Raw genomic sequence first — 26,470 nt, 5'->3', positions numbered from 1 at the left:
AAATGATCAGTGACTTTAAAAAAGCCGCCTTATCTTCGTTAAAAGGTAGATGGGGACTGGGAGCAGGGGCATCGTTTCTGTATTATGTTATGTCTAGTATCGGTATGTTTATTATAGGATTTCCCCTTTTTTTCCTGGGCTTCTTATTCAGTGAAATCATGAATACTAGCGCTTCGGTTACAGGAGAAGAGACGTTAAATGCAGTAGGCGCCGTTTCTTATGTACTTACTTTCGCTATTATATGTATTGTTTTAATAGGTGTACAAAGCATTATGACTTATGGGTATTTTAATGTTACATTGCGTTTAGCGAAAAAAGAAACTACTACAATTGATGATTTATTTGAAGGGTTTCGAAAAAAGAATGTATTTAAATCTATGAAGTTAGCTGTCTTAATGGGTGTATACGTATTTTTATGGAGCTTATTGTTAATTGTTCCCGGTATTATAAAAGGTTTCTCTTATTCCATGGCTTACTATATTATGTTAGATCATCCAGAATATACGGCGAGCGAAGCGCTTAAAAAGAGTCAAGAAATGATGAAAGGGCATAAATTAGATTTATTCATACTGTCTTTAAGTCTTATCGGATGGTTTATTTTAGGAATTGCTATTGCATTTTTTACATTTGGTATCCCGTTTCTTTGGATTTACCCGTATTACTTTACAACGGTATCGCATTTCTACTTGAATTTAGTGAATAGAGATACAGTTATGGAAGAGAAAACAGTTAACTAGAAGGAGAGTATTGTTTGTTTTATATCTCTATACGATGACAGTACAATGTACGAAGACATTTCAAAACGTTACTATAAAAAGTAACCTATTTATGCAAAAGAAGCTTTCTCCAAAAGGTCGTAATTCAACGACCTTTTGGGAAAGCTTCTTCTATTTTAACTCACGAAGCATCCGTACATTCAAACTGACTATTCAAGGCTTAAATTGTAAAAAGTCATAAAAAATAAAGGGTGATACATATTAGTCATGTATAATATGTATCACCCTTTTAGGGTAGCATCACATCGCTATCAAGCTATGACTATATTAGGAAAGTTATAGAAGAATTTTTTTATTTTTTATAAGGGAAATATTCTAAGCTTCAATTAATAAGATTGAATGTGAAAAAGAGCTAACCCTGGCATAAATGTTTCCGTAACGCATTTATTTAATATGATAAGTACTTTTTGGAGGTGATGTATGTCAGAAGAAAATGAAATTCTACGTGCCGCTGCATTAGATCCAAGTTCGATTGGTCCTACTTTACCTCCAGTTCCACCATTCACGGTCCCTACAGGCCCAACAGGAATAACTGGTGCAACGGGCCCGACAGGAGAAACGGGAGCAACAGGTGAAACTGGCCCGATGGGGGCGACAGGTCCAACAGGACTGACAGGAGCAACAGGTCCAACGGGAGCAACCGGTCCAACCGGAGCAACAGGAATAACCGGTGCAACGGGAGTGACAGGAGAAACGGGAGCAACTGGTGCAACGGGAGTGACAGGAGAAACGGGAGTGACAGGAGAAACGGGAGCAACAGGAGAAACGGGAGTGACAGGAGAAACGGGAGCAACAGGAGAAACGGGAGCAACTGGTGCAACGGGCCCGACAGGAGAAACGGGAGCAACCGGCCCTACTGGGGCAACAGGAATAACTGGTGAAACGGGAGTGACAGGAGAAACGGGAGCAACTGGTGCAACGGGCCCGACAGGAGAAACGGGAGCAACCGGCCCTACTGGGGCAACAGGAATAACTGGTGAAACGGGAGCAACTGGCCCAACCGGAGCAACAGGAATAACCGGTCCAACGGGAGTGACAGGAGAAACGGGAGCAACTGGTCCAACGGGAGCAACAGGAATAACCGGTCCGACGGGATCGACAGGAGAAACGGGAGCAACCGGAGCAACAGGAATAACAGGTGCAACGGGAGTGACAGGAGAAACAGGGGCAACTGGTGCAACGGGCCCGACAGGAGAAACGGGAGCAACCGGCCCTACTGGGGCAACAGGAATAACTGGTGAAACGGGAGTGACAGGAGAAACGGGAGCAACCGGTCCAACGGGATCGACAGGAGAAACGGGAGCAACTGGTGCAACGGGCCCGACAGGAGAAACAGGAGCAACAGGTGCAACGGGAGTGACAGGAGAAACAGGAGCAACCGGTCCAACGGGAGTGACAGGAGAAACGGGAGTGACAGGAGAAACAGGAGCAACTGGTGAAACGGGAGTGACAGGAGAAACGGGAGCAACCGGTCCAACAGGAGCAACCGGTTCAACAGGAACAACAGGAGGAACAGGCCCAACAGGAATAAGCTGTATTAGCACTAATCCGAATAATGGATGTTCTGTAGCAGAAGGAAGTAATACTATTGCAAATGGATTTGCCTCACATGCTGAAGGATGTAATACCAGCGCAAATGGAGAATGTTCCCATGCAGAAGGAAGGCAAACTGTTGCTAATGGAATCGCTTCTCATGCTGAGGGAGGAACTCCAGATATGACCTTATATCCAGCTCCACAAGCGTCAGGAGATTTTTCGCATGCCGAAGGAGTTGCTACAAGTACAACAGTCAGTGGAACTGCATCCCATGCGGAAGGTTTTAGTACAACGGCTAGCGGACCTGCTTCACATGCTGAGGGATCAGAAGCAACAGCTAGCGGACCTGCATCCCATGCTGAAGGTTTTAATACAATGGCGAATAATGGGGCTTCTCATGCCGAGGGATCAAGAACAATAGCCAGTGGAGGATCTTCTCATGCGGAAGGTGGTGGTACAACGGCGAGTGAATCTTTTTCACATGCCGAAGGTCAAAATACAACCGCAGGTGGGAATTCTTCGCATGCCGAAGGAGACACTACAATAGCGAATGGAGCTGCATCCCATGCGGAAGGATTTCATACAACTGCCAGTGGATCTAATTCACATGCCGAAGGTCAAAATACAACTGCAGGTGGGAATGCTTCACATGCCGAAGGAGACAGTACAACAGCAAATGGAGCTGCATCCCATACGGAAGGCCAAAATACGTCTACAGGACCATTGGCAACTGCTGCTCATGCTGAAGGTCAAAATACAACCGCCAGCGGAACTGCTGCCCATGCTGAAGGACAAAGTACAACAGCGAGTGGATCTAATTCACATGCTGAAGGACAAAGTACAATAGCCAGCGGAGATAGATCTCATACTGAAGGAAATAATACACAAGCCCAAGGAGCAGATTCCCACGCGGAAGGGCAACAAACAATTGCAAGTGGAACTAACTCTCATGCTGAAGGAGAAGGGAATACAGCAAGTGGAAGAGCTTCTCATGCTGAAGGCGGTGGTGTTGATCAAAATGGTAATGCAGCATTTTCATTAGCGAGTGGATCTAGTTCTCATGCGGAAGGAGTGAATACGACAGCTAGTGGGTTTGCTTCTCATGCTGAGGGTGGGACTTCTGATATTACAGTCAATCCAGGCTCGCAAGCAACAGGTGATTTTTCTCATGCAGAAGGTGTTAGTACAATAGCTGGTGGCTTTGCATCACATGCCGAGGGTCAACTTACGAGAGCGAATGCGCTCAATTCCCATACTGAAGGTTTTAGTACAACCGCCAATGGGCAAGCTTCCCATGCGGAGGGCATATCAACAAGTACAGATATAAATGCAATTGGTGCCCATGCAGAAGGGGTTTCTACTAACGCTTTAGCTCAGGGGAGTCATGCCGAAGGATCAGGTACAACGGCAAGTAGCGATTCTTCCCATGCCGAAGGAAATAATACAACGGCAAGTGGATTTGCAGCCCATGCCGAAGGTAACGGTACAACGGCAAGTGGAACTTCTTCCCACGCAGAAGGAACCAATACAACGGCGAGTGGAACTTCTTCTCACGCAGAAGGAGCCGGTACAACGGCAAGTGGATTTGTGGCCCATGCCGAAGGAACAGGTACAATTGCCAGTGGGGATTCTTCCCACGCAGAAGGTAGCGGTACAAGGGCAAGTGGCTTTGCGGCCCATGCCGAAGGATCAGGTACAATTGCTAGTGGGGATTTATCTCATACTGAAGGATTGAGTACAACAGCAAATGGTTTTGAAGGAGCCCATATTATGGGTAGAAATGGAGCTGTTAATGCTACAGATGGGGACCCAACTTATTCGTGGAATGTGGCTTTCGGAGCAGTAGCCTATGATGTTACAGGTCTAGTTGGAAAACTTTTGAATAACGGCAATATGTTCGTGGATGGAGCATATTTAACTCCAGCTGGTGATTACGCAGAAATGTTTGAAACAGCCGATGGAAACTCAATTGCTGTTGGCTATTTCGTTACTGTATCGACAGAAGATAAAATTCGAAAGGCCACTTCAAATGATCTGTTTATTTTGGGAATAACAAGTGCAACACCAGGTCTGCTAGGAAATAGTGGATGCTTACGCTGGCAGGGAAAATATCTGACTGATGAATGGGGACGAAGAAAATACCATGAAGTTACCCTTCCAGCTCAAAGGGATGGAGAAGGAAATATAATCACTCCAGAAAGAAAAATAATGCAGCCTATACCCAATCCAGAATGGAATCCTTATGAAGAGTATATCTCTCGTGTAAATCGTCCAGAATGGGTACCTGTCGGATTAATTGGTCAAATACTGGTTCGAGACGATGGGACTTGTGAAACCCATGGATATTGTTGGTCAAATGATGATGGAATTGCAACAAAATCGGAGAAAGGATATTTTGTATTAAAACGTACAGGTCCTAATCAAATTCTGGTTTTGGTTCGTTAGGGAGTGAGCATAGTGTATTTATTTTAGAGGAGAGTGCGCGTCTTTATGACAACCACTCTTTTTTTAGTATGAATAAATATTTTAGTAAGAGAGGACTAATATCCATAAGAGTTTAAATCTTATGTCGGCTTTTTATCGTAGGGTGATGAGTTAACAGAAAAAGAAGTATTTCTTCGGTATGAAACATGGTTACAAGAAATAGAAAAAAACACTCCTCTCATAAACTAGAGGAGTGTTCTTTTTAATCTCACGAAGCATCCGCACCTTCAAACTGACTATTATAAAGCGAAGCATAGAAACCATTAGCCTTCAATAACTCTTCATGATTACCTTGTTCTACAATATCCCCGTCTTTCATAACAAGGATTAAATCTGCATCACGTATTGTTGATAATCTGTGAGCGATGATAAAGCTTGTTCTGCCTTCCATGAGGTTTTCCATGGCTTTTTGAATCAGTACTTCTGTACGAGTGTCAATCGAACTTGTTGCCTCGTCGAGTATTAATATTTTCGGATCCGCTAGGAGGGCACGAGCAATTGTTAATAGCTGCTTTTGTCCTTGGGATACGTTACTTGCTTCTTCGTTTAGTTCCATATTGTATCTATTTGGTAATGTTTTTACGAAGCTGTGTACGTGAGCTGCTTTCGCTGCTTGTATGACTTCTTCGTCAGTCGCATCAAGTCTGCCGTAACGTATATTTTCCATGATGGAACCGTTAAATAGCCAAGTATCTTGAAGTACCATACCGAACATGTTGCGCAGGTCTTCTCGCGTAAAGTCTTTTATATCGCGATCGTCTATACATATCGCACCGCTGTTTAAGTCATAGAAACGCATTAACAGCTTCACGATTGTTGTTTTACCTGCGCCGGTTGGTCCGACGATTGCTACTTTTTGTCCAGGTTGAATGTGAGCTGAGAAATTATTGATGATGATTTTATCTGGATTATATCCAAATTGAACATCTTTGAATGTAACTTCTCCGTTCACTTCTTGCAGCTTCACTGGATTTTCTGCTTCTGGAATTTCCTCTTCTTCATCTAAAAATTCGAAAACTCTTTCCGCAGCTGCAGCTGTAGATTGAAGTACGTTCGCGATTTGAGCTACTTGAGCGATTGGTTGCGTAAAACTTCTCACATATTGAACAAAGGCTAAAATATCTCCAACTGCAATGGTTCTCTTGACCGCAAGCCATCCGCCTAAAATGGATACAGCGACGTAACCGATATTACCGATAAACATCATAATCGGCATCATCATTCCAGATAAAAATTGAGATTTCCATGCAGAAGTGTAAAGAATATCATTAACTTCTTCAAACTTTTTCACTTCATCTTCTTCAGTGTTAAAGGCTTTTACGATATTGTGACCACTATAAATCTCTTCTACTTGACCGTTCACGTGTCCTAGGTATTCTTGCTGGGATTTAAAGTATTTTTGTGATCTTTTTACGACTCCCATGATGAGCATCATCGATACCGGCAATATTAAAAGCGCCACTAATGTCATTTGCCAGCTGATGGATAACATCATGATGAGTACACCGATGATTGTAATAACGGATGTGATGATTTGCGACATACTTTGGTTTAAAGTTTGGCTCACCGTATCTACGTCATTTGTAATTCTAGATAATACTTCTCCGTGCGTTGTTTTATCAAAGTATTTCAGCGGCATACGGTTGATCTTTTCATCAATTTCTTTTCTGAAGTTATAAGATACTTTTTGTGCGACTCCAGAAATGATATAGCCTTGGATAATGCCAAACACAGCGCTCGCTATATATAATCCAAGGAGTATAACGACAATGTTTCCGATATAGGTAAAGTCAATTGCGGCACCTGGCGCTCCCGTTACTTTGCTTACGAGTCCTTCGAACAGTTTTGTAGTTGCTTTACCTAAAATTTTTGGACCTGCGATTGCAAAGGCCGCACTGCCTATTGCGAAAATAATGACGATCAGGATAGAGAATTTATATGGCTTTAAGTATTGAAGTAATTTATTCATCGTTCCCTTAAAGTTTTTTGCCTTTTCAATCTTTCTCATGCCACCGCCCATAGGACCGCCGCCATGGCCACCGCCACCAGGACCACCAGGGCCTCTTCTATTTTCTATTTTTCTATCGCTCATGATGACAGTTCCTCCTTCGAAAGTTGTGATAAAGCAATCTGCTTATAAACTTCACAGTTCTCCATAAGTTCCTCATGAGTACCGATTCCTACTATTTTTCCTTCATCGAGTACAATGATCTTATCTGCATTCATAATCGTACTAATTCTTTGGGCAACAAGTAGAATAGTACTTCCTGAGATCTCATTGTTCAGAGCTCTGCGCAATGCTGCGTCTGTCTTGAAGTCAAGAGCTGAGAAACTATCATCAAATATGAATATTTCGGATTCCTTCGTAAGAGCACGTGCAATAGAAAGTCTTTGTTTTTGACCACCTGAAACGTTCGTACCGCCTTGTGATATATCTGTACGGAAGCTTTCAGGTTTCGCGTTAATAAACTCCATAGCTTGGGCAATTTCTGCGGCTTTTGCTAGTTCTTCTTCAGTTGCTTCTTTCTTACCGTATTTCAAATTACTTTCAATCGTACCTGAGAATAGAACTCCTTTTTGCGGTACATAACCAATTTTTTCTCTTAATTCCTTCTGAGATACTTCTCTAATATCAGTGCCATCTATTAATATTTGACCACTTGTTACGTCGTAAAAACGTGGAATTAAGTTTATTAGCGTTGATTTACCACTACCTGTACTTCCAATGAAAGCGGTTGTTTCTCCAGGTTTTGCGGTAAAGGTGATATGAGAAAGCACATCTTCTTCAGCACCTGGATATCTAAAGCTAACATCTTTGAATTCAACGTAACCGTTCTTGTCTGAAGCAAATGTTTTTGGTTCCTCTACATCACGAATGCTAACGTCAGTATTTAAAACTTCTGCGATACGTTGTGCGGATACAGAAGCACGTGGAATCATAATAGATACCATAGAAATCATTAAGAAGGCCATGATAATTTGCATTGTATATTGCATAAATGCCATCATATCACCAACTTGCATATGTCCCATATCCACTTGGTGTGCTCCAACCCAAATAATAAGTACAGTAACGGCATTCATGATAAACATCATCATTGGCATCATAAATGACATTAAACGGCTTACAAATAAATTCGTTCTTGTTAAATCTTGATTTCCTTTTTCAAATTTCTTTTCTTCATACTTTTGATTATTAAAAGCGCGAATAACGAGCATACCTGTTAAAGATTCACGAGTGATTAAGTTAATTTTATCTACTAACTTTTGGATACTCTTAAACTTAGGAATTGCGACGCTAAATAAACCAATGACTAAGCTTAAAATCGCGATAACTGCAACGACGATAATCCATCCCATTGAAAGGTCTGTGTTAAGTACTTTGATCACGCCACCTATGCCTAAAATTGGTGCATAGAATACAATTCGAAGCATCATAACCATAAGTGTTTGAACTTGTTGAATATCGTTTGTACTTCTTGTGATTAAAGAGGCAGTGGAAAACTTATCAAACTCCGCATTGGAGAAGCTTGTAACCTTGCGAAATACTTTCTTTCTAAGATCTCTGCCGAGTCCTGCAGCTACTTTTGCAGCAAGTAAACTCACGATAACGGTAGCTGCCATACTCACTAAGGATAAAAGAAGCATTTTTCCGCCAGAAGTAAGAATATAATTGGATTGAAGCTTACCTGTATTTATACCGATCGTTTTATACTCATTCTCAATGAATGCAACGGCTGATTGCGTTATCATATTGCCCGGCATCTTTTTAAATTTTTCATCTGCCTTTTCTTTCATTGCATCGATTTCACTTTGAGGCAGTTTAGAAATGACGGCAAAGGGATCTGTATTTGCCGGAAGATTCATCGGCGCTTTATTACCATTTGGCGCAGCGGATGTATTACCTTTTTCAATTCCTTCTGTCATTAAAATTGGTTTCCCAAATATGTCGTTAAGTTCACTAATTGTATTCTTATCATTTGTATGTAGCTTATAAAGTGGTTCTTTATCAAGCTGTGGATAATCTTTCAAGTAATTTTGTAACTCACTTTTAGAAAGATCCTTCTTATCTAAAAGCACATAGTTGTCATCTACTTTTTTCTTCTCATCTCCATTCATAAAGAGTGTGAGTTTATCCATCTCACTTTTACGAATGATTTGAGGTACTGCGTTTTCGACACCTTTTTGTTGAATACCTACATTGACAATGTTAGACATGTAGTCTGGCAGTGATAGGTCACATATTGCTTGTACGGTTAAAAGACATATAACTGCAATCATTGAGGCAACAAATGGTTTTAAATGTTTGATTATCTTTAACATTTAATTCATCTCTCCATTTTCCTTTTCGAATTTTTTAGTTTTTACTTTATTCTTCATAGTAATTCATTTTACCCGCTATTTATGTGCTTCGACTACAGATTAATTCTATGACTATATTAAGATATAATGCAACTTTTAGGAGAGCATACATACAAATTAAAAACTAGAGGGGCGAGAGGATCTGGCCATGTGTAGAAGCGGTCAGTACCAGGCGTGTTGATTAACGAAAAATAGGCAGTCCTCTCCCTAGGGAATCTAGGACTCGTTTGAGTACAATCGCAACCGCGCCTTGCCAGTCCGCTGACAAGGGGTGAGAAAGAAGTTTGCGAGTATAAATAAGATGTTAAAAGAGGAGGGGGGATGTTTATCACACCTTTTGGATGGTTCACCAATTTAAATAATTTGTTTGTCCAGCTATGCGTGAGCAGTAAAACCCCCACCTCAACATGCAGTAAAAGTAGAGGTGGGGGAGTCCATAAAGATCCGATTGATAAGGGCTGATAAGAGTTTCGCTTCATGAGAGAATGCGTTTTTCCCCTTGGATTTCTTGAATTGGATTGATATTTTGTGTGAATTCAAGGGTGCCCATATATTCTCCATCTTCATTCCGTATAGCGAAATAGCGAATGTATACATATTTATCTTTGAACTTAATCCAGAAATCTTCACAATCTTTGTTTCCAGATTTAAAGTCTTCCAAGAGCTTTTCAACGACATGAACGCTTTTCGGAGGATGGCAGTTTTGAACAGTTCTGCCGATTACCGCTTTTGTGCGAGCAAAGATTCGCTCTTTTCCATGAGAGAAGTAGCGTACAACATCATCCTGATCAATGTACGTAATATCCACAGGTAAGTGGTTCAACATCATCTCTAGCTGTTTTAAAGATAGTATACCTGTTTCTAAACGAATGAATCCTTCAGACATAGCCTGCTCTTGTATCGCTTTTCTTTCAGGTTTCCATACACTCGCAGGACCTGTTAAGCAATAGCCAATTTCATCACTTTCATGAGCGATTTTAACCCATTCATCCTCTGTAAGAGTTTGAAGTGCCATCGGAAACAAAATATTTTCCTCTTTAAAAATCATTTCAGTTACCTCACGGATGACAAAGTAAACGCCGTCTAAGACCGTCTTTTTATCTCCGTTATAGTTTGTTAATGCTTGTTTCACATCTTTAATGGCGTTACGAATGACATCATCGATTCCCCACATTACTTGTGTCGGGCCATAAATTCCGTATTGTTCTAAATAGGGAAAAAGCAGATTTTCTTTACGGCTGTAGTGTTTATCCACATCCAGCAACAGATTTAAATCTTCGATTAGTTTATAAACGTTTTCTTCACTATCTTCTTTCTCGAAACGTTCGTAGTGAAGTTGAAGTTTGAAGTTAACAAGCTTATCAATTTTTTTGTTTTCAAGCTTAAATGTATGGACTGGATGCCCAGCTTGATCTTCGGGTTTGTCGGATCGATGGATGTCTTCAATGGAACCCTTAAAAATAGCTGTATGCACCGGGCATAAACGTTGTACTTCTTCCACTGGAATTCCTTCTTCTTCCATAAGTGCCTGTTCAAGCTTTGAAATTTCCGCGACGGTAATATTCCCGACTGCTTCTTCAAATTGGGCCTTCACTTCTTCCACACTTTTTCCATTATGAAGACTTTTAATAATTTCCTTTAAAATAGCCTGTCTTTCAAATTTATTTATACTTTCTTGTTCACGATTGTTAATGATTTCGCTCATAAGAATTCTCCTCTATTCTTTAATGTTAAATCCATTATTTTCAAAAGTTTTTTTAACTACATCGAAGGAGATTCCCCTCATCCGGCAGCCATTTGGAATCGTCATCACACGCCCGGCCGTGTGCAGCATGCCGGGTTTCGTTATTTGTTCAAAGCCTAGTTCTTTTAAGATAGGGATGATTTCAGGGTATTTGTTAGCTAAATCGCAAACGGTTTGACTAAAATCAATCATCTTTGTCATCACTCTCACCTCGGAAATAAGTGATATTAATTCTCAAAAACAATGTAACATAGAGATAATGAATATGGAGTGAGGAAAATCACACATGTGATTTTTGGAAATTTGAAGAGAAAACTAGGGAGCATGAGTGGAGTACGCTGTGCAAAAAGAAGTATTAATGTAAAATGACAATAAAGTTATTTAATTTTAAAAGCTCAAACAAGCATAACCCCGTTCTAAATTATAGGACGGGGTTAAAAATATAGTTGTTTAATCTTGATGTAAGATACTTCACTACACTAAAAAATATAACAATAAAGTCGTTTGGGAATCTAAGTTTTATTCAAAAATAGCGCCCTATAATGGAATACCGAAAATAGAAATCCGAATGCAAATTAGCTTATTTTCCTTCAACTAACGCCATCCGCCCATGGAACAAAAGGGCAACAGTAAAGTTAACTCTTTTCCCAATAAGGAATAATGACTTTGTTCAGTAATCAGTATCATTTCGCTAATGTAATGAACTTACTTTATTAATTTTCAACGGAAACCCTCTTCATTAATCGTTTTAATTTATTTTCTGTATCTGTTTCCTCTACTGGCGTATAGATACTGCACCGTAAATCCATATCACCTTGAACTTGAAGAGAAGTTAAATTAAACAACATTTTGCCTGCTTTAGCATGTCTAAATTCAATTACTACTTCTGGAGCCTTACTCACTTGACTTTCTTGCCATAAATCCTGGAATTCTGAATGTGAATGACTCATTTCTTTAATAAATTGGTTGTACCATTCATCGCCTAAATAGTGTCCATAATAGGTACGGAAAATAGCAAGAAAACCTTTCGCAAAATGTTCCCAATTGACGGCCAATGCTTTTAATTCTTTTCTAGTGAACACTAAACGAATCAAATTTCTTTGATCATTCGGTATTTGTGCAAAATCTAAAAAAACATGAGCAGCTGCAGGATTCCAGCCCACAATATGGCAATGTCGATCTGTAATGATAGTCGGACAATATATTAATTCAGCTAGTATTCGCTTTAAAGAAGGGCTAAGCTCTGATTGATCATTTTTTTGATGGGTAATTTCTGGTTTTGCCTCTAATGCCAGGTCATATAAGTAGTCTCTTTCATCATTATTTAATTGGAGAGCTGCAGAAATACAATCAAGTACGATTGAAGAAACTTTTATATCTCTTCCTTGCTCTAGCCATGTATACCAAGTGGTACTTACACCTGCTAATTGTGCAACTTCTTCTCTTCGTAACCCAGGTGTCCTTCTCCGGATTCCGGCAGGCAAACCAATAGACTCTGGCTTAATTTGGGCACGCTTAGCTTTTAAGAATGTCGACAAAGCTTCAAGCCTAGTTTTATTATTCATTTTTAAACTCCTAATCTTATCAATTTAACCTAGTAGTAATTATACCAGGATAAACTATCCCTTGTAATAGGATAAAAGAGATGTAAAATACAAGTAAATTATTGATTTGGAGGGATGAAAAGTGGAAAGAGTTGTGATTACCGGTATGGGGGTAGTGTCTCCTATAGGAAACAACATCAAAACATTTTGGAACAATCTGATTAACGGGGAATCTGGTATATCCACTATTGATACATTTGATGTTACTAATCATAAGACAAAAATTGCGGGTATCGTCCAAGATTTTGATGCAGATGAAGTTTTAGGAAAGAAAGACGCAAGACGTTTAGATCGTTTTTCTCAATTTGCTTTGGCTGCAGCTGAACAAGCTTGGTCAGATTCTAAGTTAGACCTCGATCGTATAGATGTAGAAAGGTTAGGCGTATACGTAGGTTCAGGTATCGGAGGGATTGAAACCTTGATTGAAAATGTTGATGCGCTTAGGCAGAAGGGGCCAAGAAGAGTCAGCCCAACTCTAGTACCTGCCATAATGTCTAATGCTGCTGCAGCACAAATTAGTATCAAGTGGAATGCGATGGGACCTTCTATGTCACCTGTTTCTGCTTGTGCAATTGGAAATACAGCTATCGGAGAAGCCTTTAGACTAATTCGTTCTGGAGAAGCTGACGTTATATTTGCGGGTGGAACGGAGGCAGCTATAACAGACTTATCAATAGCAAGCTTTGGTAATGCTACGGCATTATCAACAAGAAACGATGATCCCACTAAAGCTAGTCGTCCATTTGATGAAAATCGAGATGGATTTGTCATGTCGGAAGGAGCTGGAATTCTAATCTTAGAATCTTTATCTCATGCTTTACGTAGAGAGGCAAAGATTTATGCAGAAGTCATTGGATATGGTGCAAGTTCAGATGCACACCATATCGTAGCTACACATCCGGAAGGGAAAGGTGCCTATCTTGCAATGAGATCAGCTTTAAAAAATGCCAATATATCGCCTGAAGAAATTGATGTTATTAGTGCCCATGCAACAAGTACAAAAGTGGGGGACATCTCTGAAACGATGGCTATTAAGCAGCTGTTTGGAAAACAAGCTTATCAGATTCCAGTAACAGCTAATAAATCTATGCTTGGTCATATGTTAGGGGCAGCTGGTGGAGTTGAAGCAATTGCTTTAGCAATGAGCTTAAAGGAAGGGATAGTTCCTCCAACAATTAACTTAGAAAATCCTGATCCATTATGTGATCTAGATTATGTACCATCTGTTGCTCGCCAAGTGAAAATAAATATAGGTCTATCTAACTCATTTGGTTTCGGAGGTCATAATGCAGCTATTGTTTTAAAGAAATACGAGTGAATAAACTTTCTCTCGTCAATCTGACCGTTTCCTCTAGAAACGGTTAGATTTATTCAATTAAATGGCCCGATTGTTGAAAAGAATGACTCGCATTTTTTTAACAACTTTATTATTTTTCAAACGACTTTATTGTAAACTAAACAACTTTTTTGTCACTTAACAATTAAGATATAGAACTTAAAAGAGGGAATTGAATGAGAAAATCTGTGATAAAGAGAAATTTTTATCCCGCTATTTCCGGGCAGTTAAGACTCCCACCTCAAGATTCTAAGGAAGCCAAAGAAGAGAGGTGGGGGTAGTTCAATGAATGATGAGGTAATTTGCGTTCGATCAAATAATTTCTTCTTCTAATTTATCTGGAATAATAATGAAACAGCCGTTTTCATCAATATCAATTAATTTTTTTCTTTTTAACTGAGTAATTGTACGACTAACCGTTTCCCTCGATGTTCCAATCATATTGGCGAGTTCTCGATTTGTAAATTGAGTCGTTAATGTATATGTCTCATTTACTTGTATACCATTTGATTTACATAAGCGAAGTAATAACTTAATAATTTGTTCATACGTATTATGAAGAATTTGCTCTTCTAATCTTTCCTGAAGATCCACAATTTTTTCTCCAAGAACCTTAAATAATTTTATACATAATTCAGGATACTGAATCAAAATTTTCTCAAAATCAGCGATTGGAGTAACAATTAATTGCGCAGACTCAAGTATTTCGGCATGTGCTGGGAAGGTACCTTTTCGAAAGAAACCAGCATGGGGGAACATTTCTCCAGCTTGAAGCACAGAGACAATTTGTTCTTTACCGGTTACATCCGTTTTTTGAATTTTCACCTTACCTGAGTGGATAAAAAACACACGGTCAAGTATGTCACCCTGCATAAATACAAATGATTTTGCTTTATAAGTTCGCATTTGTGAAATATCGACAATCGGCTGAAGCTCTTCCTCTGAAAGTTCTTTAAAGAGGGAGACTTCCCGTAAATGCTGTTTGATCATGTCTTCTTTCATATGTACAACTCCTTCATAATTTCAGGCGTATTCCTTTTATAATAAATTTATATCAAGCCGTTCAATGAAGCTGTGATAGAAGTCATATTTGTGATAGAAAATGTGAACATTTTTTACAAAACGAAAAAGTGTGGTAAATATCATAAGGTAGTATAGCGTTAATTTGCTCTGTTACTCGCGGGTAGTAATACATGGATTTCCTAACGTAAAAAATTATAAATGAATAGTTAACTCTCAGTAGGGGATAAGCCTCACTGATTAAAGTTTCACTTGATATAGGCATTCATGCGTGATGTATCTCACAACATGAATGCCTATATAACTTTACAATGAGGATATAAATCGATAGGAGGGTTCAATCTTGATTAATCGTGATTTTAACAAAAATCCATTTATTGTGATATGGGAGTTAACAAGAGCATGCCAGTTAAAATGTCTTCATTGTCGTGCGGAAGCTCAGTATCATCGTCATCCTCTTGAGCTAACATTTGAAGAAGGTAAAAAACTAATTGATGATATATATGAAATGGATAATCCGATGCTTGTTTTTACCGGTGGCGATCCGTTAATGCGTCCGGATGTATATGATATTGCGGATTATGCGATAAAAAAAGGTGTTCGAGTATCTATGACACCAAGTGCTACTCCAAACGTTACGAAAGAAACAATTCAAAAAGCAAAAGAAGTAGGGCTTGCTAGATGGGCATTTAGTTTAGATGGGCCAACAGCTGAAATACATGATCATTTTAGGGGGACACAGGGGTCATTTGAATTAACAATGAATGCGATTCGTTATTTGCATGAATTGGAAATTCCTATTCAAATTAATACTGTCGTTTCTAATTATAATGTGAATGTACTTGAAGATATGGCAAAATTAGTAGAGGAATTAGATTGTGTGCTTTGGAGTGTATTTTTCTTAGTTCCAACGGGGCGCGGCAAGGAAACAGATATGATTTCACCAGCCGGGCATGAAAGAGTATTCCAATGGCTATATCAATTAAGTAAAAAGGTTTCTTTTGATATTAAAACAACGGCTGCTCAGCACTACAGACGTGTTGTTATTCAACAAAAAATGCGAGAGAATAAAAAAACAGATCAGGATATTCAATACCAGGATGTATTGATGAATGGGATGACGGAGCAGATTAATGGACTTGGCCGTGCTCCAAAAGGGGTAAATGATGGAAACGGTTTTGTATTTATCTCTCATATTGGAGATGTGTATCCAAGTGGGTTATTGCCTATCAAAGCCGGAAATGTTCGAACAACACCACTAGCTGATATTTATCGAAACTCCCCCATCTTCCAAGACTTACGTAATCCGGACAAGTATAAAGGGAAGTGTGGGGTTTGTGAGTTCCGATATGTTTGCGGAGGATCTCGTTCCAGAGCTTTTGCCATGACTGGAGATTACATGGAAAGTGAACCTTTCTGTGTATACATTCCAAAAGTATTACGAAAACAGAAAAAAACGTATAAAAAAGACGCGATGTTTAGAATAAAGTCGTGACGTTTATAAAAAAGTTGCGATGTTTTGCCCCTTTGGATCTGTTTATCTAAAGGGGTGTTTTTTATAGTGAAAAGTAAAAAGAAGATCTGAACTGAAAGGCGGATTAAGGAACTGTTGAGTAGCAATAAAGTTACTCTACTAAAGGGCCATATTGTGGAAGATGATGATAATATTTTGTTTGAATATGAAGTATTACACTTAAACGAATGGTGCAGGTTAATTGAAGAGGAATGGATTCCAGAAGATCGTTATTAGAGTCGATTTTTTTCTTTGTCACTGTTTCAGATAAAAGAGCTACTATTTGAAGCACATCGGAACCCTATTTATAGTGATAATATTTTATGAATTGGAAAACAATAGTGCTTAGGAAAGGAAGGATTGCGAATGTCTGTGAAAAAGTGGTTAACTGGATTGGCCGTTTTGCTTGCGATGATTGTAGTTGTGACAACTCCGGGCTCACTCAGTGTATTTGCCGAATCCGGGGTCGTAACACAGCCTATTGAGTCAGTGAAAGTGATTGAGGTCGAGTTGAACGATGATTACTTTAATCCGAATGTCATCACTATTCCGATTGGAAGAACGACAACGTTGATATTGAAAAACCAAGGTAAGAAAGAGCACACCTTCACAGTGGAAAAGCTCAGAATTGATGCAGTAGTTCAGCCGGGAAAAGAAAGAACCATTACCGTGAAACCTCAAGATCCCGGTACATATGAACTGATATGTCGGTACCATTTCCAGAAAGGAATGGATGGAAAAGTAATAGTCAAATAACAAGCAGGGCCAATAGGGCCTTGCTTTTTTAATAAGTAGCTCCCTAAATAAAAAAGTTGTTTATTTTTTTGCGAAGGGAACGAAAAAGGAGGGGATAGCCCCCCTTTTAAGTTATCCCCTACAACTACCAAGTTAAGGGTTCACCTTTTTTCTTATTTAAGCTTGTGCAATTGCACGTGGAAATAGAATATTATTTTCTAAATGAATATGTTGGAATAAATCAGATTCAATGGCTTCAAGTCGTTGATAGACAAGACGATACGTACCACAAGCACCTGCTGGAGGAGTAAAGTCATTCGTAACCTCACGAAGTTCTTTTATAATATTTCCAGCGTGGGTATGTTCATTTTCTAATTCATCCACTACTTTGCGTAATTTTGTGTAATTTTCATCGCTTGGATTTTGCTCAAATGCTAAAATTAATGGGAAATCTTCTGTTTCTTCTTTAATTAAATGTTGCTCTAATTCAGTTTTTAATTCATGAAATAACTTGTGAATTTGAGCTAAATGAGGTTGCCCTGCTCCGTGAACGCGTAACACTTTTGTTACGTATGGACTTAACAGCGGTAACTCTTCGTTTAAATAGCGATGATGCTTATTTACAACATGGTCAATCAATTCGCTATAAGAAGCTGTTTTCCAATCAATTTCAACTGTGTTTAATCGTTTTGTTTCATGATAAAGAGTATTTAACTTTGTTAAAACCTCTTCTGCTGATAAATTTCTTTCGTTAATCGCATCGATAAGTGGTCTATTCCCACCACAACAAAAATCGATTCTATATGATTTAAAAAGATTACTAGCCTTTGGAAATTTTGTAACGATCTCACCAATAACAGAAGTCTCAGTAAATGTATGTTCCATATGAATGCCTCCATAAAGTTCAAATTTAGTATCTGGATTAAGAATATCAATAATTTTGAACCCACGTGGTGATATATATCACTTGTCATGTGTTAAGTTCATCATCGTTATAAATAATACAATCCGTGTCTTTTCTTTAATTATTTATAAAGTAAAGTATTAGGACTAGAGGGTTTTATCATATCTGGCGAGAAGCCCCCATCTCAAAATGTGGTGAAAGCAAAGAAGCTAGGTGGAGGATGAATCGCTTTTTTGTTTTTTTAAGTATATAAACGGAAACATATGTTCTTATTTGGTATACTTTGTGTATACAGAATAAGAAAGGAGCGTGTCCAATGAAAAAAGCATATTTTTCAATTCGTATCTATAAGAATGCACTGAATCCGAAGTATGTTGAAGCGATTGGACATGCTCTTTTCGGATTTAATCGTGCGAAGCATTTCGCTTTTCAAACGCAAGTGTTAGAAAAACGTTCTGGCACCTCCAGGCGTTCTGAGAGTATGCAAATTACTGTAAAATCACGATTTAGTCTGAATGACTATTATGCAAATAGTGCTGTGCAGGAAGCCAATGCACTGTTTTCTTCTCAGACAGAATTGAAAAAATTGTATATCGAAAATAAAAATGAACAGATTAAAGCTGTAAAAAAGAAGATTAAGAAAACCAAGTCAGATTTGACAGTGCTGAATAAAATGAAAACATCTTTTATCGAAGGGAAGCCAAAGTTCAATAAAACGTCCAAAGAACAACAAATGGGACGATATTTTGTTGTGCAATTTAAAAAGAGAACGGATATTTACTATCATGCCTATCAATTTGAGCATGAATATTTAAATGTGCGTATTCAAACACTTCGTTCTCGTTTAGGCAGCCTTGAATTTCGGTTGGATAGACTCCAAAAACTACTTCATAGTTTAAAAAACAAAGTTTCTTCTGTTGTATTTGGGAGTAAAAAACGATTCAAAGCACAACATACTGTAGATACTTATGTTCAAAATCATACACTTTGGGTTCAGGATTTTGAAAAGGCTCGTTACAATCAAATGTTGATTTCAGGTCGAAAAGACGCGAAATCAGGAAACTTTGTGTTTACATACAATACAGAATCACAATCTTTACACTTTACAACACCAAACGGTGTTGTAGTTGAAATTCCGAACCTTGCATTTCCATATGGACAAGAACAAGTGAGTGCAGCTATCCAAAACCAATGGAATTGCAAAGATAAAAAGAATGCAGGAAAACCAATCAGTTGGGCAATTGAAGATCACGGGGATTACTACATTTTTAAATGTTTAATAGATATTGAAGAAAACCCAAATAAAAACTTCAGCAAATCCGATGGTGTCATTGGAGTAGACTGTAATTTTGATCACTTTGCTTGGTCAAACATCAATAGACAAGGACAACTCATAAAAACGGGTGTATTATCCTTTGATATTTTAGGGGAAACATCAGAACAAATTACTAAAGTTATTGAAGCAGAAGCCATTGCATTAGTTGATATTGCTGTAAAAGCAAACAAACCGATTGTTGTAGAAAAATTAAACACAACAAAAGCAAAGGTTAAGAACCCTTATGGCAACAAAAAAGCAAACATGATGATGAGCATGTTTGCTTACAAAAAGATGATTTCAGCTATTAAAAGCCGTGCTGAGAAGATGGGTGTAGCAGTATTTGAGGTAAATCCAGCGTACACTTCTCAAATTGGTAAAATCAAATATATGAAACGTTTTGGTATCAGCATTCACCAAGCAGCTTCTTATGTCATTGCTAGAAGAGCAATGGGATGTAAAGAAAAACTTCCACCAATTTTGTATTCACTATTACCGGAGAAGATGGTAGGTCTGCATCATTGGGCGCAATGGAAGTGGCTGTCTGGTATCCTGTCTGATTTGCGTGTTCACACATTCTATCAGATGGAGCTTTCGAACCATAACAAGATTCGTTCTGTGAATGAACTTTTTTCTCCAGGGGCTCTTACAGACTTGGAAGTAAAAGGTTTGTCTAAGTTTGAAAGCAGAAAAACCATACTTTGTTGAATGGGTATGGTCTACTAAGCGTTTTGTCTTAGTTGTCCCTTTGGGGAATCCACTTCCTCAAAAATCCATTAGGATTTTAGGTGGGGGTAGTTCAATAATGTACGTAAAACAACCACGAAAGAAGTATTATTTACATTCTTTCTTTCTTTATTTTAGTGTGGCTTGTGTGTGCGATTATTGCTCTTACATATGAATGGCGTATTGTGTTCTTTTCCATTGTTATGCTTCCATGTTTTTTCATAAATATTTACTTTTCTCGCCAAAAAAACGAACGAGCTTTACTAAATGACACGTGTGCTATTATTTTGTTTTGTATAGGGGGAATCATTAGTTATTATTTCACCATGAAAACAGTTGATGAGAAGATATGGGTTGTTGCCACTATATCATTTTTATATTTTATGGGAAGTACGTTTTATGTGAAGACGATGATTCGTGAAAAAAAGAATCCAATGTATCGTTTTGTTTCATGGGGGTATCATGCTTTACTTGTGATTGCGACTTTCATTGTATCACCGTGGTTTACCATTGCCTTTATACCAAGTTTGATACGATCCATAGTACTTTATGGTAGAAATATTTTGATTCTGAAAGTGGGTGTTTTAGAGAGTATAAATTCTATTTACTTTTTTGTTTCAGTAGTATTGTTAGCCAGAGCATTACTGTAATAGCTTATTCACCGAATGGGCCGGCTTCTTGTAGCTACAAAATAAATATGTCATAAAAAATACTTTAGTAAAGAAAAATTTTCATTTACTAAAGTATTTTTTTTATTTGTTTTGCAAAATGTGATTCAAGTCCTCTTTTTATCTTAGGAAAATTTTTATAATACATTTGGTGTTAAGAGATAACAATCAGGAGGAATTAAAAAGTATGAATAGAGAAATTAAGCTAACTGAAGATATATATTGGGTAGGGAAGATTGCAGCTGCATTCGGATCATATGGTTGAAGTGGTGAAGCAATTAATCGTAAACTCAGTAAATTTGAAGACTTAGGAATTATAACATCAATTGGAAATAAACAGCTAATAGTTAAGAATAAGTTAGCCTTTAGAGAATATATAGAGTAGATGGATAAACTTAGAGAAATAGTTAAAAAGCTTAACAGTTAAGATATGGCTGATTATTTATCCCGCTATTTGCGGGCAGTAGTACCACCTCAAGGTTCAAAGGGAGGCATGGAAAAGGATATCACAAGCATATTGATTTTTCTATTTTCATGGATTGAAATTCTCTTAACAGCCCCTTACAAGCCCCTACTAAGCCCCTGCAAGGCCCCTTGCAAGTAATAAATCATTACAAAAACAAAACAAAAAACAACTACTACAAGAATCACTTCAAAAGAAATAACATCGTAGTAATTAAAAAAATTTAAAATCAATTACCAAATTTCTTCTCTCATCCTTATATCTATTAAAGAAACGGCAATTTTATATTTGTCATCAAAGATGGGAGGAATACATATGGCAGTATACCGGAATGTACAGGTGAATTTTTGGCAGGATGATTTTGTATTGGACTTAACGCCGGAGGAGCGATACTTTTACATATACTTGCTGACATGTTCTAAAACGACGCAATGCGGTATTTATCCATTGCCGAAGCGTTTGGCAGAGATGGAAACAGGCTACAACAGAGAGACTGTTGAGAAGCTGCTTCAGCGTTTCATCGACTATGGAAAAATATTATATGATGCAGAAACGAAGGAGTTATACATCCAGAACTGGGTGCGTTATAACCCGGTTACGAACACGAACGTCGAGAAATGTGTGTTGCGTGAGCTAAAGACTGTGAAAAGTAAAAAGTTTGTCCATATGTTTCTTCAAAAATGCTTGGAGGAAGAGCTGAGCATTCCGCTATTGCTGGAGCATTTAGGTGAAGAGTCTCAGGGTGCTCCAAAAGATGATTCCGAAAGCTTTGAAGCAGATGAAAAAATAGATTCAGATTGTAATGTATTCACATTTTATGAACAAAATTTCGGAAGCTTGTCACCGTATACCGCAGAGGAACTGAGCGGATGGATTGATGATCTATCAGGGGAGCTCGTACTCAAAGCACTCCAGATTACCCATGAAAATAACAAGCGGACGCTTGCTTACGTGAAGGGTATTTTAAGAGATTGGCACGGAAAAGGATATACGAAGCTTAGTGAAGTAGAGGAAGCGGCAGTAAAGTTTCGGAAGAAGGAATCGTCTGCTGTGCATGAGACTGAGCAGTTTCTGGAGGAGTGTGAAGAGTGGGAGAAAAACGTACCATCTGAAGAAGAGCTGCAGAAGTTCTTGCAGGAAAAGGGGTGGCGTCCATGAGCATTCAAAACGTTGAGGCCGAACAGACTGTATTAGGGTCTTTGCTGCTCGATGGTGAATTGATTAAGGAGTGCCGACTGACGGAACAGCATTTCTCAATGCCTGTACATCAAGCGATATTCAAGTTAATGCGGCAAATAGAAGAAGACGGACAGCCGCTTGATCTTGTCACGCTTGTTTCGAAAATGGATCCTTCTTTTTTGGAACAAATCGGGGGGATTGAGTACTTTGTCAATATCATCGAGAGTGTTCCGAATACTGCCAACTTCTCCTATTACGAGGGGCTTGTTCGGAGCGCATGGAAAATGCATCATGCGGGAATTATAGCGCAAAGCATGGGTAAACGTCTTCTTGCGGAGAAGGACGAAAAAGTAATCGGCGAGACGATTACGGCACTCTGTGAACTAGAAGAGGTGGATTGTACATTAGATTTTGATTTGAAGGATACTTTAGTTGGCTTGTATGAAGAGTTCCATCAGGACGCAGAAGAACTCGTAGGCATTGAGACTGGCTTTTCCGCTTTAAACAAGATGACGTGTGGTTTGCAGGAAGGTGACTTTGTTGTGGTTGGCGCACGGCCTTCCATGGGAAAAACAGCGTTTGCCTTAAACATCGCTCTTCATGCAGCAAAATCGAGTGCGGCAGTTGGATTGTTTTCTTTGGAGATGAGTGATAAACAGTTGTTGAAACGGATGGTTTCCTGCACCGGAGAGGTATCGGGGAAAAGGCTGAAAAACCCGAAGCATCGTTTTACGATAGAAGATTGGGAGAAAACAAGCCGGGCATTTGCGGAAATTGGCGATCTGCCGCTCGAGATTTATGATAAAGCGGGCGTCACAACGCAGGAGATTTGGGTGCAAGTGCGAAAGTTGAAGCGAAAACATCCAGATAAAAAACTGCTCATCATTATTGATTATTTACAGCTCATTACAGGCGATTCAAAACACAGGGGAAACAGGTTTCAAGAAATGAGTGAAATCTCCCGCAAGCTGAAGCTGATGGCCCGTGATTTAAATGTGTGCGTCGTATCACTGTCCCAGCTTTCCCGTGCGGTGGAGTCGCGCCAAGATAAGCGTCCGCTTTTGTCTGACCTGCGGGAGACAGGACAGATTGAACAGGATGCGGATGTAATTATGCTCATGTACCGGGATGATTATTATGATAAGGAAACTGAGGACAAAGATGTTACAGAAATTCATGTGGCAAAGCATCGGAACGGGCCTGTTGGAGTTGTGAAGCTGCGGTTTTTGAAGGAGTATGGGCGGTTTGTGGAAGGGAATAGGTGAGGAGGCAATTGTATTTGAATAAGTTATTATTTTTCTAGTCTTTACCTCATAAACATCTCTACTGTTGTATGTATTCTCATCATAAAATAAGCCGTGTATAGTGTAGCTTTTGAATAAAGTTCGATAATTTCCGTAGTCTTTTCAGAATAAATTAGTTAAAAATAAAAGATTACATACTATACGCGAAAGAGTATAAAACAAAGGAATTATATAAGGGATTAATTGGTTTTGGAGGAGGACATAGCCTATAGCGGGAGGCGTATCCGCAGATGTAAAGCATCGAGGTTCTTAAAAATAAGAATAATCAACTAAACAAAGGATTATAAATTGGGGTACCACCACATTGCCATCAACTTAAGAAAACAAGTCACCTCAAATTGTTCAATGTAATTAAAATAAACTTTTCTTTTGTCACAATTATTGAATTCAAGGAGAGTGGATGCAGATGCATGCTGAAATCAAATTCATTCATCACGTCGGCCATGTAGTCTCCGATATGGAAGCTGCACTCGAGCTGTACAGAAAACTGGGATTTGTCTGTTCGCCGCCGTCCTATCCGGCTATGGCCGAAAATGAAGGAGAACCTCCGAAGCCATTCGGAGCAGCCAATTCGCATGCCGAGTTTTTAGGCAGCTTCATCGAAATCGTAACGGTTGCCGAGAAAGGCGCGAGGATTCCGAGCAATGCAAAACTCGTTCCGTTGCAGGCATCGTCGGATGTGCTCCAAGCAATAATCGAAAAAATCAAACGCACTGTCGATACTGTCTCCAGATGTCTGTCCCGTTATGAAGGAGCGCATATTCTTTGTTTCGGTACCGAGGACGCCGACCAGACAGCGGACCGTTTCCAACGGAATGGAATCAGTCATGGCGGCGTTAACACCGTGCAGCGACCTCTTGAGATGTCTGGGGGAATTCAACTTATTCCCGTGCGCTATATGGAAATTGACGGGGACAATGTGCACGAAGGTCGTCTGGCTGCAGCGGAAAACCCACCCTCAGCCATAATGGAGGAGCAAATACCTCCGAACCATCCGAATGGGGCGACGGATCTAGTCGAATCAATCTTATGCGTAGACGATTCCGAGCTGGACGAATTCACTAGGCGATACGGCCGATACTTGGATCGTGAGGTCCGGACGGATGGAGTGACACACATCTTCAACTTGGAAGGGGCTCGCATCACAATCGTTCCCGGATCGCGGTTGTCAGAGCTGCTACCAGGAGAGGTGGCACCCCCAGTGCCGGGATTCGCGGGGTACGCGGTAGCAGTGAGCGACATCTCCCACACTCGAAGTTATCTCGAAGAGAACGGTTTACCGATAGAGGAGACGAACTCGGGCAACCTCTTCGTACCGTCGGCCTCGGCGCTTGGTGCTGCTATCGTGTTCAGGGAAGCGTAGCCACGAAAAGCAAACAATCCGCGTTAAATTGAAACAGGGGTAGATTAAGACTTAAAAAATACTAATTTCCTGTAAGTGTTTTAAAAGGCACAAAACAACTGTTTACGGTATAAAAATAGTGCTATTTACCAAGAGGAATTTTTTACTTCCCCTTAGGATAGCACTACACTACATTATAAAAAAGCACTGATCAAAATGCTATTCAATCACATTTTGATCAGTGCTTTTAAATATGGCAGTTTTGTTTCTTAGTTAATTCCTGCATTTTATATAATTTACAAATGATATAAAGTAAAGGAAATTAGCGATTTATGGGTATAACCATTCTTAGGATTTATTAAAAAGTAATAATTAATATGATAGATAAGAAGAGAGGAGAGGGGTTGTAAATGACTGTAGTGAAGAATGGAATATTGCAAGTGCATGAAGCGAGTATCTACTATGAAGTACGTGGAAAGGGACCTGTACTTCTTTTCATTCATGGAGGAGGTGGTGATGCTGATAAGTTTCTGAAGGTTGCAAACCACCTTGCTGACCGGTATACAGTTGTTACCTATGACCGTCGTGGCCATTCCCGTAGCGATCTCGCCAATCGAACTGAGGATTATTGCGTAGAAACACACAGCGACGACGCTCACCGCCTAATAGCCGAACTGACTGATGAACCGGTGTACGTGTTCGGAAGCAGCTCCGGTGCTGTCATCGGAATTGACCTGTGCATACATCATCCAGAACAGATTAAGTTACTGATACCACACGAACCAATCTTATTGCAATTTTTATTTGGAAATGAGTTAAAACAAGCCGAGCAATTCATGGAAGATCTCAAGAAAAATCATCGAAGTGAGGTCATTAAATTATTGTCAAATTTGGAAATGGACGCTATGAAGCCCGGACAATCGAAGGATATACTAACAGAGCGTCTTCTAGGGAATTCAACGTATTTCGTTAAGTATGAAATCCCAGGAATTCTTAACTATTCGCTAGATATCGATGGATTGAAGAGCGCATTAAAGTCTTCATCGATGCAGATACTTCCAGCCGCAGGGAGTGCATCACGAGATTTTTTTGCTTACCACTGCACAGTCGCATTAACGGAACAACTAGGAACAGAAGTTGTGGAGTTTCCTGGACATCATGTGGGCTATAACACAATGCATTATAAAGAGTTTGCTGAGAAGTTACACAACATTTTAGTGAATTATTAGAAGAGGGTGTAGTTAAGAACAGAAAAATTATGTATTAAGTATTTTCACATTAAAGATGTTTCATTACAAATAAATTCGCTATATTTACAGTACTGTTGTTTAAAATCGTTAACTACTTTGTTCCATTTAAACTATTAACTATACTAAATGCAATGTTAGTAGATGCTCTTTATTCAATTCAAGCCGCATTCTTCTATTGAGAATGCGGCTTGAAAACAGGTATCTCCTTA

17 protein-coding genes and 1 pseudogene are annotated in these 26,470 nt (G+C 39.1%); 11 read left to right on the top strand and 7 right to left on the bottom strand.

What is annotated here, in order from left to right; translation table 11 throughout:
- Positions 1 to 2 precede the first annotated feature (2 nt).
- Together ACFQZ1_RS13295 and ACFQZ1_RS13290 are read left to right on the top strand one after the other, a co-directional pair.
- Complete coding sequence (locus tag ACFQZ1_RS13295; protein WP_377882657.1) at positions 3 to 737, top strand: DUF975 family protein; 735 nt, start codon at positions 3 to 5, stop codon at positions 735 to 737.
- A gap of 459 nt (positions 738 to 1,196) precedes the next feature.
- Positions 1,197 to 4,757 (top strand): peptidase G2 autoproteolytic cleavage domain-containing protein, encoded by a 3,561-nt coding sequence (locus ACFQZ1_RS13290; RefSeq protein WP_377882656.1) that lies wholly within the window; start codon positions 1,197 to 1,199, stop codon positions 4,755 to 4,757.
- 247 nt (positions 4,758 to 5,004) lie between these two features.
- Here the strand turns inward: ACFQZ1_RS13290 and ACFQZ1_RS13285 are convergent, their stop codons facing one another.
- The 5 genes from ACFQZ1_RS13285 to ACFQZ1_RS13265 all read right to left on the bottom strand — a co-directional run bounded on the left by ACFQZ1_RS13285 (position 5,005) and on the right by ACFQZ1_RS13265 (position 12,467).
- Complete coding sequence (locus ACFQZ1_RS13285) at positions 5,005 to 6,888, bottom strand: ABC transporter ATP-binding protein (RefSeq protein ID WP_377882655.1); 1,884 nt, start codon at positions 6,886 to 6,888, stop codon at positions 5,005 to 5,007.
- Positions 6,885 to 9,119 (bottom strand): ABC transporter ATP-binding protein, encoded by a 2,235-nt coding sequence (locus tag ACFQZ1_RS13280; protein WP_377882654.1) that lies wholly within the window; start codon positions 9,117 to 9,119, stop codon positions 6,885 to 6,887. Before ACFQZ1_RS13280 ends, ACFQZ1_RS13285 begins: the two co-directional genes overlap by 4 nt.
- 514 nt (positions 9,120 to 9,633) lie before the next feature.
- Positions 9,634 to 10,863 carry a DUF438 domain-containing protein gene (locus tag ACFQZ1_RS13275; RefSeq protein ID WP_377882652.1) on the bottom strand — a complete coding sequence of 410 codons (1,230 nt, stop codon included), beginning with the start codon at positions 10,861 to 10,863 and terminating at the stop codon, positions 9,634 to 9,636.
- Between the two features lie 12 nt (positions 10,864 to 10,875).
- Positions 10,876 to 11,103, bottom strand: a complete 228-nt coding sequence (locus ACFQZ1_RS13270) for a DUF1858 domain-containing protein (protein WP_377882651.1) — start codon at positions 11,101 to 11,103, stop codon at positions 10,876 to 10,878.
- 512 nt (positions 11,104 to 11,615) lie between these two features.
- Positions 11,616 to 12,467 carry a helix-turn-helix transcriptional regulator gene (locus tag ACFQZ1_RS13265; RefSeq protein ID WP_377882649.1) on the bottom strand — a complete coding sequence of 284 codons (852 nt, stop codon included), beginning with the start codon at positions 12,465 to 12,467 and terminating at the stop codon, positions 11,616 to 11,618.
- 121 nt (positions 12,468 to 12,588) lie between these two features.
- Here ACFQZ1_RS13265 and fabF point away from each other — a divergent pair, with 121 nt between their 5' ends.
- Positions 12,589 to 13,824 carry a beta-ketoacyl-ACP synthase II gene (fabF, locus tag ACFQZ1_RS13260; RefSeq protein ID WP_377882648.1) on the top strand — a complete coding sequence of 412 codons (1,236 nt, stop codon included), beginning with the start codon at positions 12,589 to 12,591 and terminating at the stop codon, positions 13,822 to 13,824.
- A 330-nt stretch (positions 13,825 to 14,154) separates the two neighbouring features.
- On the opposite strand, the gene ACFQZ1_RS13255 is transcribed toward fabF, so the two are convergent.
- The gene (locus ACFQZ1_RS13255) at positions 14,155 to 14,844 is read right to left on the bottom strand and encodes a Crp/Fnr family transcriptional regulator (protein WP_377882646.1); all 690 of its coding nucleotides are present in this window, start codon (positions 14,842 to 14,844) and stop codon (positions 14,155 to 14,157) included.
- Between the two features lie 361 nt (positions 14,845 to 15,205).
- Here ACFQZ1_RS13255 and ACFQZ1_RS13250 point away from each other — a divergent pair, with 361 nt between their 5' ends.
- Entirely contained in the window at positions 15,206 to 16,357 is a 1,152-nt protein-coding gene (locus ACFQZ1_RS13250) for a TIGR04053 family radical SAM/SPASM domain-containing protein (RefSeq protein ID WP_377882645.1), read from the top strand.
- Between the two features lie 384 nt (positions 16,358 to 16,741).
- A complete protein-coding gene (locus ACFQZ1_RS13245) occupies positions 16,742 to 17,131 on the top strand; it encodes a cupredoxin domain-containing protein (protein ID WP_377882644.1) in 390 nt (129 codons plus the stop codon).
- Between the two features lie 156 nt (positions 17,132 to 17,287).
- On the opposite strand, the gene ric is transcribed toward ACFQZ1_RS13245, so the two are convergent.
- Positions 17,288 to 17,995, bottom strand: a complete 708-nt coding sequence (gene ric, locus ACFQZ1_RS13240) for an iron-sulfur cluster repair di-iron protein (RefSeq protein WP_377882643.1) — start codon at positions 17,993 to 17,995, stop codon at positions 17,288 to 17,290.
- A 335-nt stretch (positions 17,996 to 18,330) separates the two neighbouring features.
- Here ric and ACFQZ1_RS13235 point away from each other — a divergent pair, with 335 nt between their 5' ends.
- From ACFQZ1_RS13235 to ACFQZ1_RS13210, 6 genes and pseudogenes are all read left to right on the top strand, one after another.
- Positions 18,331 to 20,037: an IS200/IS605 family accessory protein TnpB-related protein gene (locus tag ACFQZ1_RS13235; protein ID WP_377882642.1), complete on the top strand. Its 1,707-nt coding sequence runs from the start codon at positions 18,331 to 18,333 to the stop codon at positions 20,035 to 20,037.
- A 94-nt stretch (positions 20,038 to 20,131) separates the two neighbouring features.
- Positions 20,132 to 20,705 (top strand): annotated as a pseudogene (locus ACFQZ1_RS13230) (YwiC-like family protein); the annotation flags it as partial.
- A gap of 796 nt (positions 20,706 to 21,501) precedes the next feature.
- Positions 21,502 to 22,344 (top strand): DnaD domain-containing protein, encoded by an 843-nt coding sequence (locus ACFQZ1_RS13225; RefSeq protein ID WP_377882641.1) that lies wholly within the window; start codon positions 21,502 to 21,504, stop codon positions 22,342 to 22,344.
- A complete protein-coding gene (dnaB, locus tag ACFQZ1_RS13220; protein ID WP_377882640.1) occupies positions 22,341 to 23,630 on the top strand; it encodes a replicative DNA helicase in 1,290 nt (429 codons plus the stop codon). The genes ACFQZ1_RS13225 and dnaB overlap by 4 nt, the downstream gene beginning before the upstream one ends.
- Before the next feature lie 445 nt (positions 23,631 to 24,075).
- The gene (locus ACFQZ1_RS13215; RefSeq protein ID WP_377882638.1) at positions 24,076 to 25,032 is read left to right on the top strand and encodes a VOC family protein; all 957 of its coding nucleotides are present in this window, start codon (positions 24,076 to 24,078) and stop codon (positions 25,030 to 25,032) included.
- A 389-nt stretch (positions 25,033 to 25,421) separates the two neighbouring features.
- Positions 25,422 to 26,240, top strand: coding sequence for an alpha/beta fold hydrolase (locus ACFQZ1_RS13210; RefSeq protein WP_377882636.1), 819 nt, complete (start codon positions 25,422 to 25,424; stop codon positions 26,238 to 26,240).
- Positions 26,241 to 26,470 lie beyond the last annotated feature (230 nt).

This window comes from Bacillus sp. CGMCC 1.60114, assembly GCF_042676365.1.
Lineage (GTDB): Bacteria > Bacillota > Bacilli > Bacillales > Bacillaceae_G > Bacillus_A > Bacillus_A rhizoplanae_A.
Note: the sequence above shows the minus strand (reverse complement) of the source record. Positions and strands in the feature narration are given on the sequence as shown.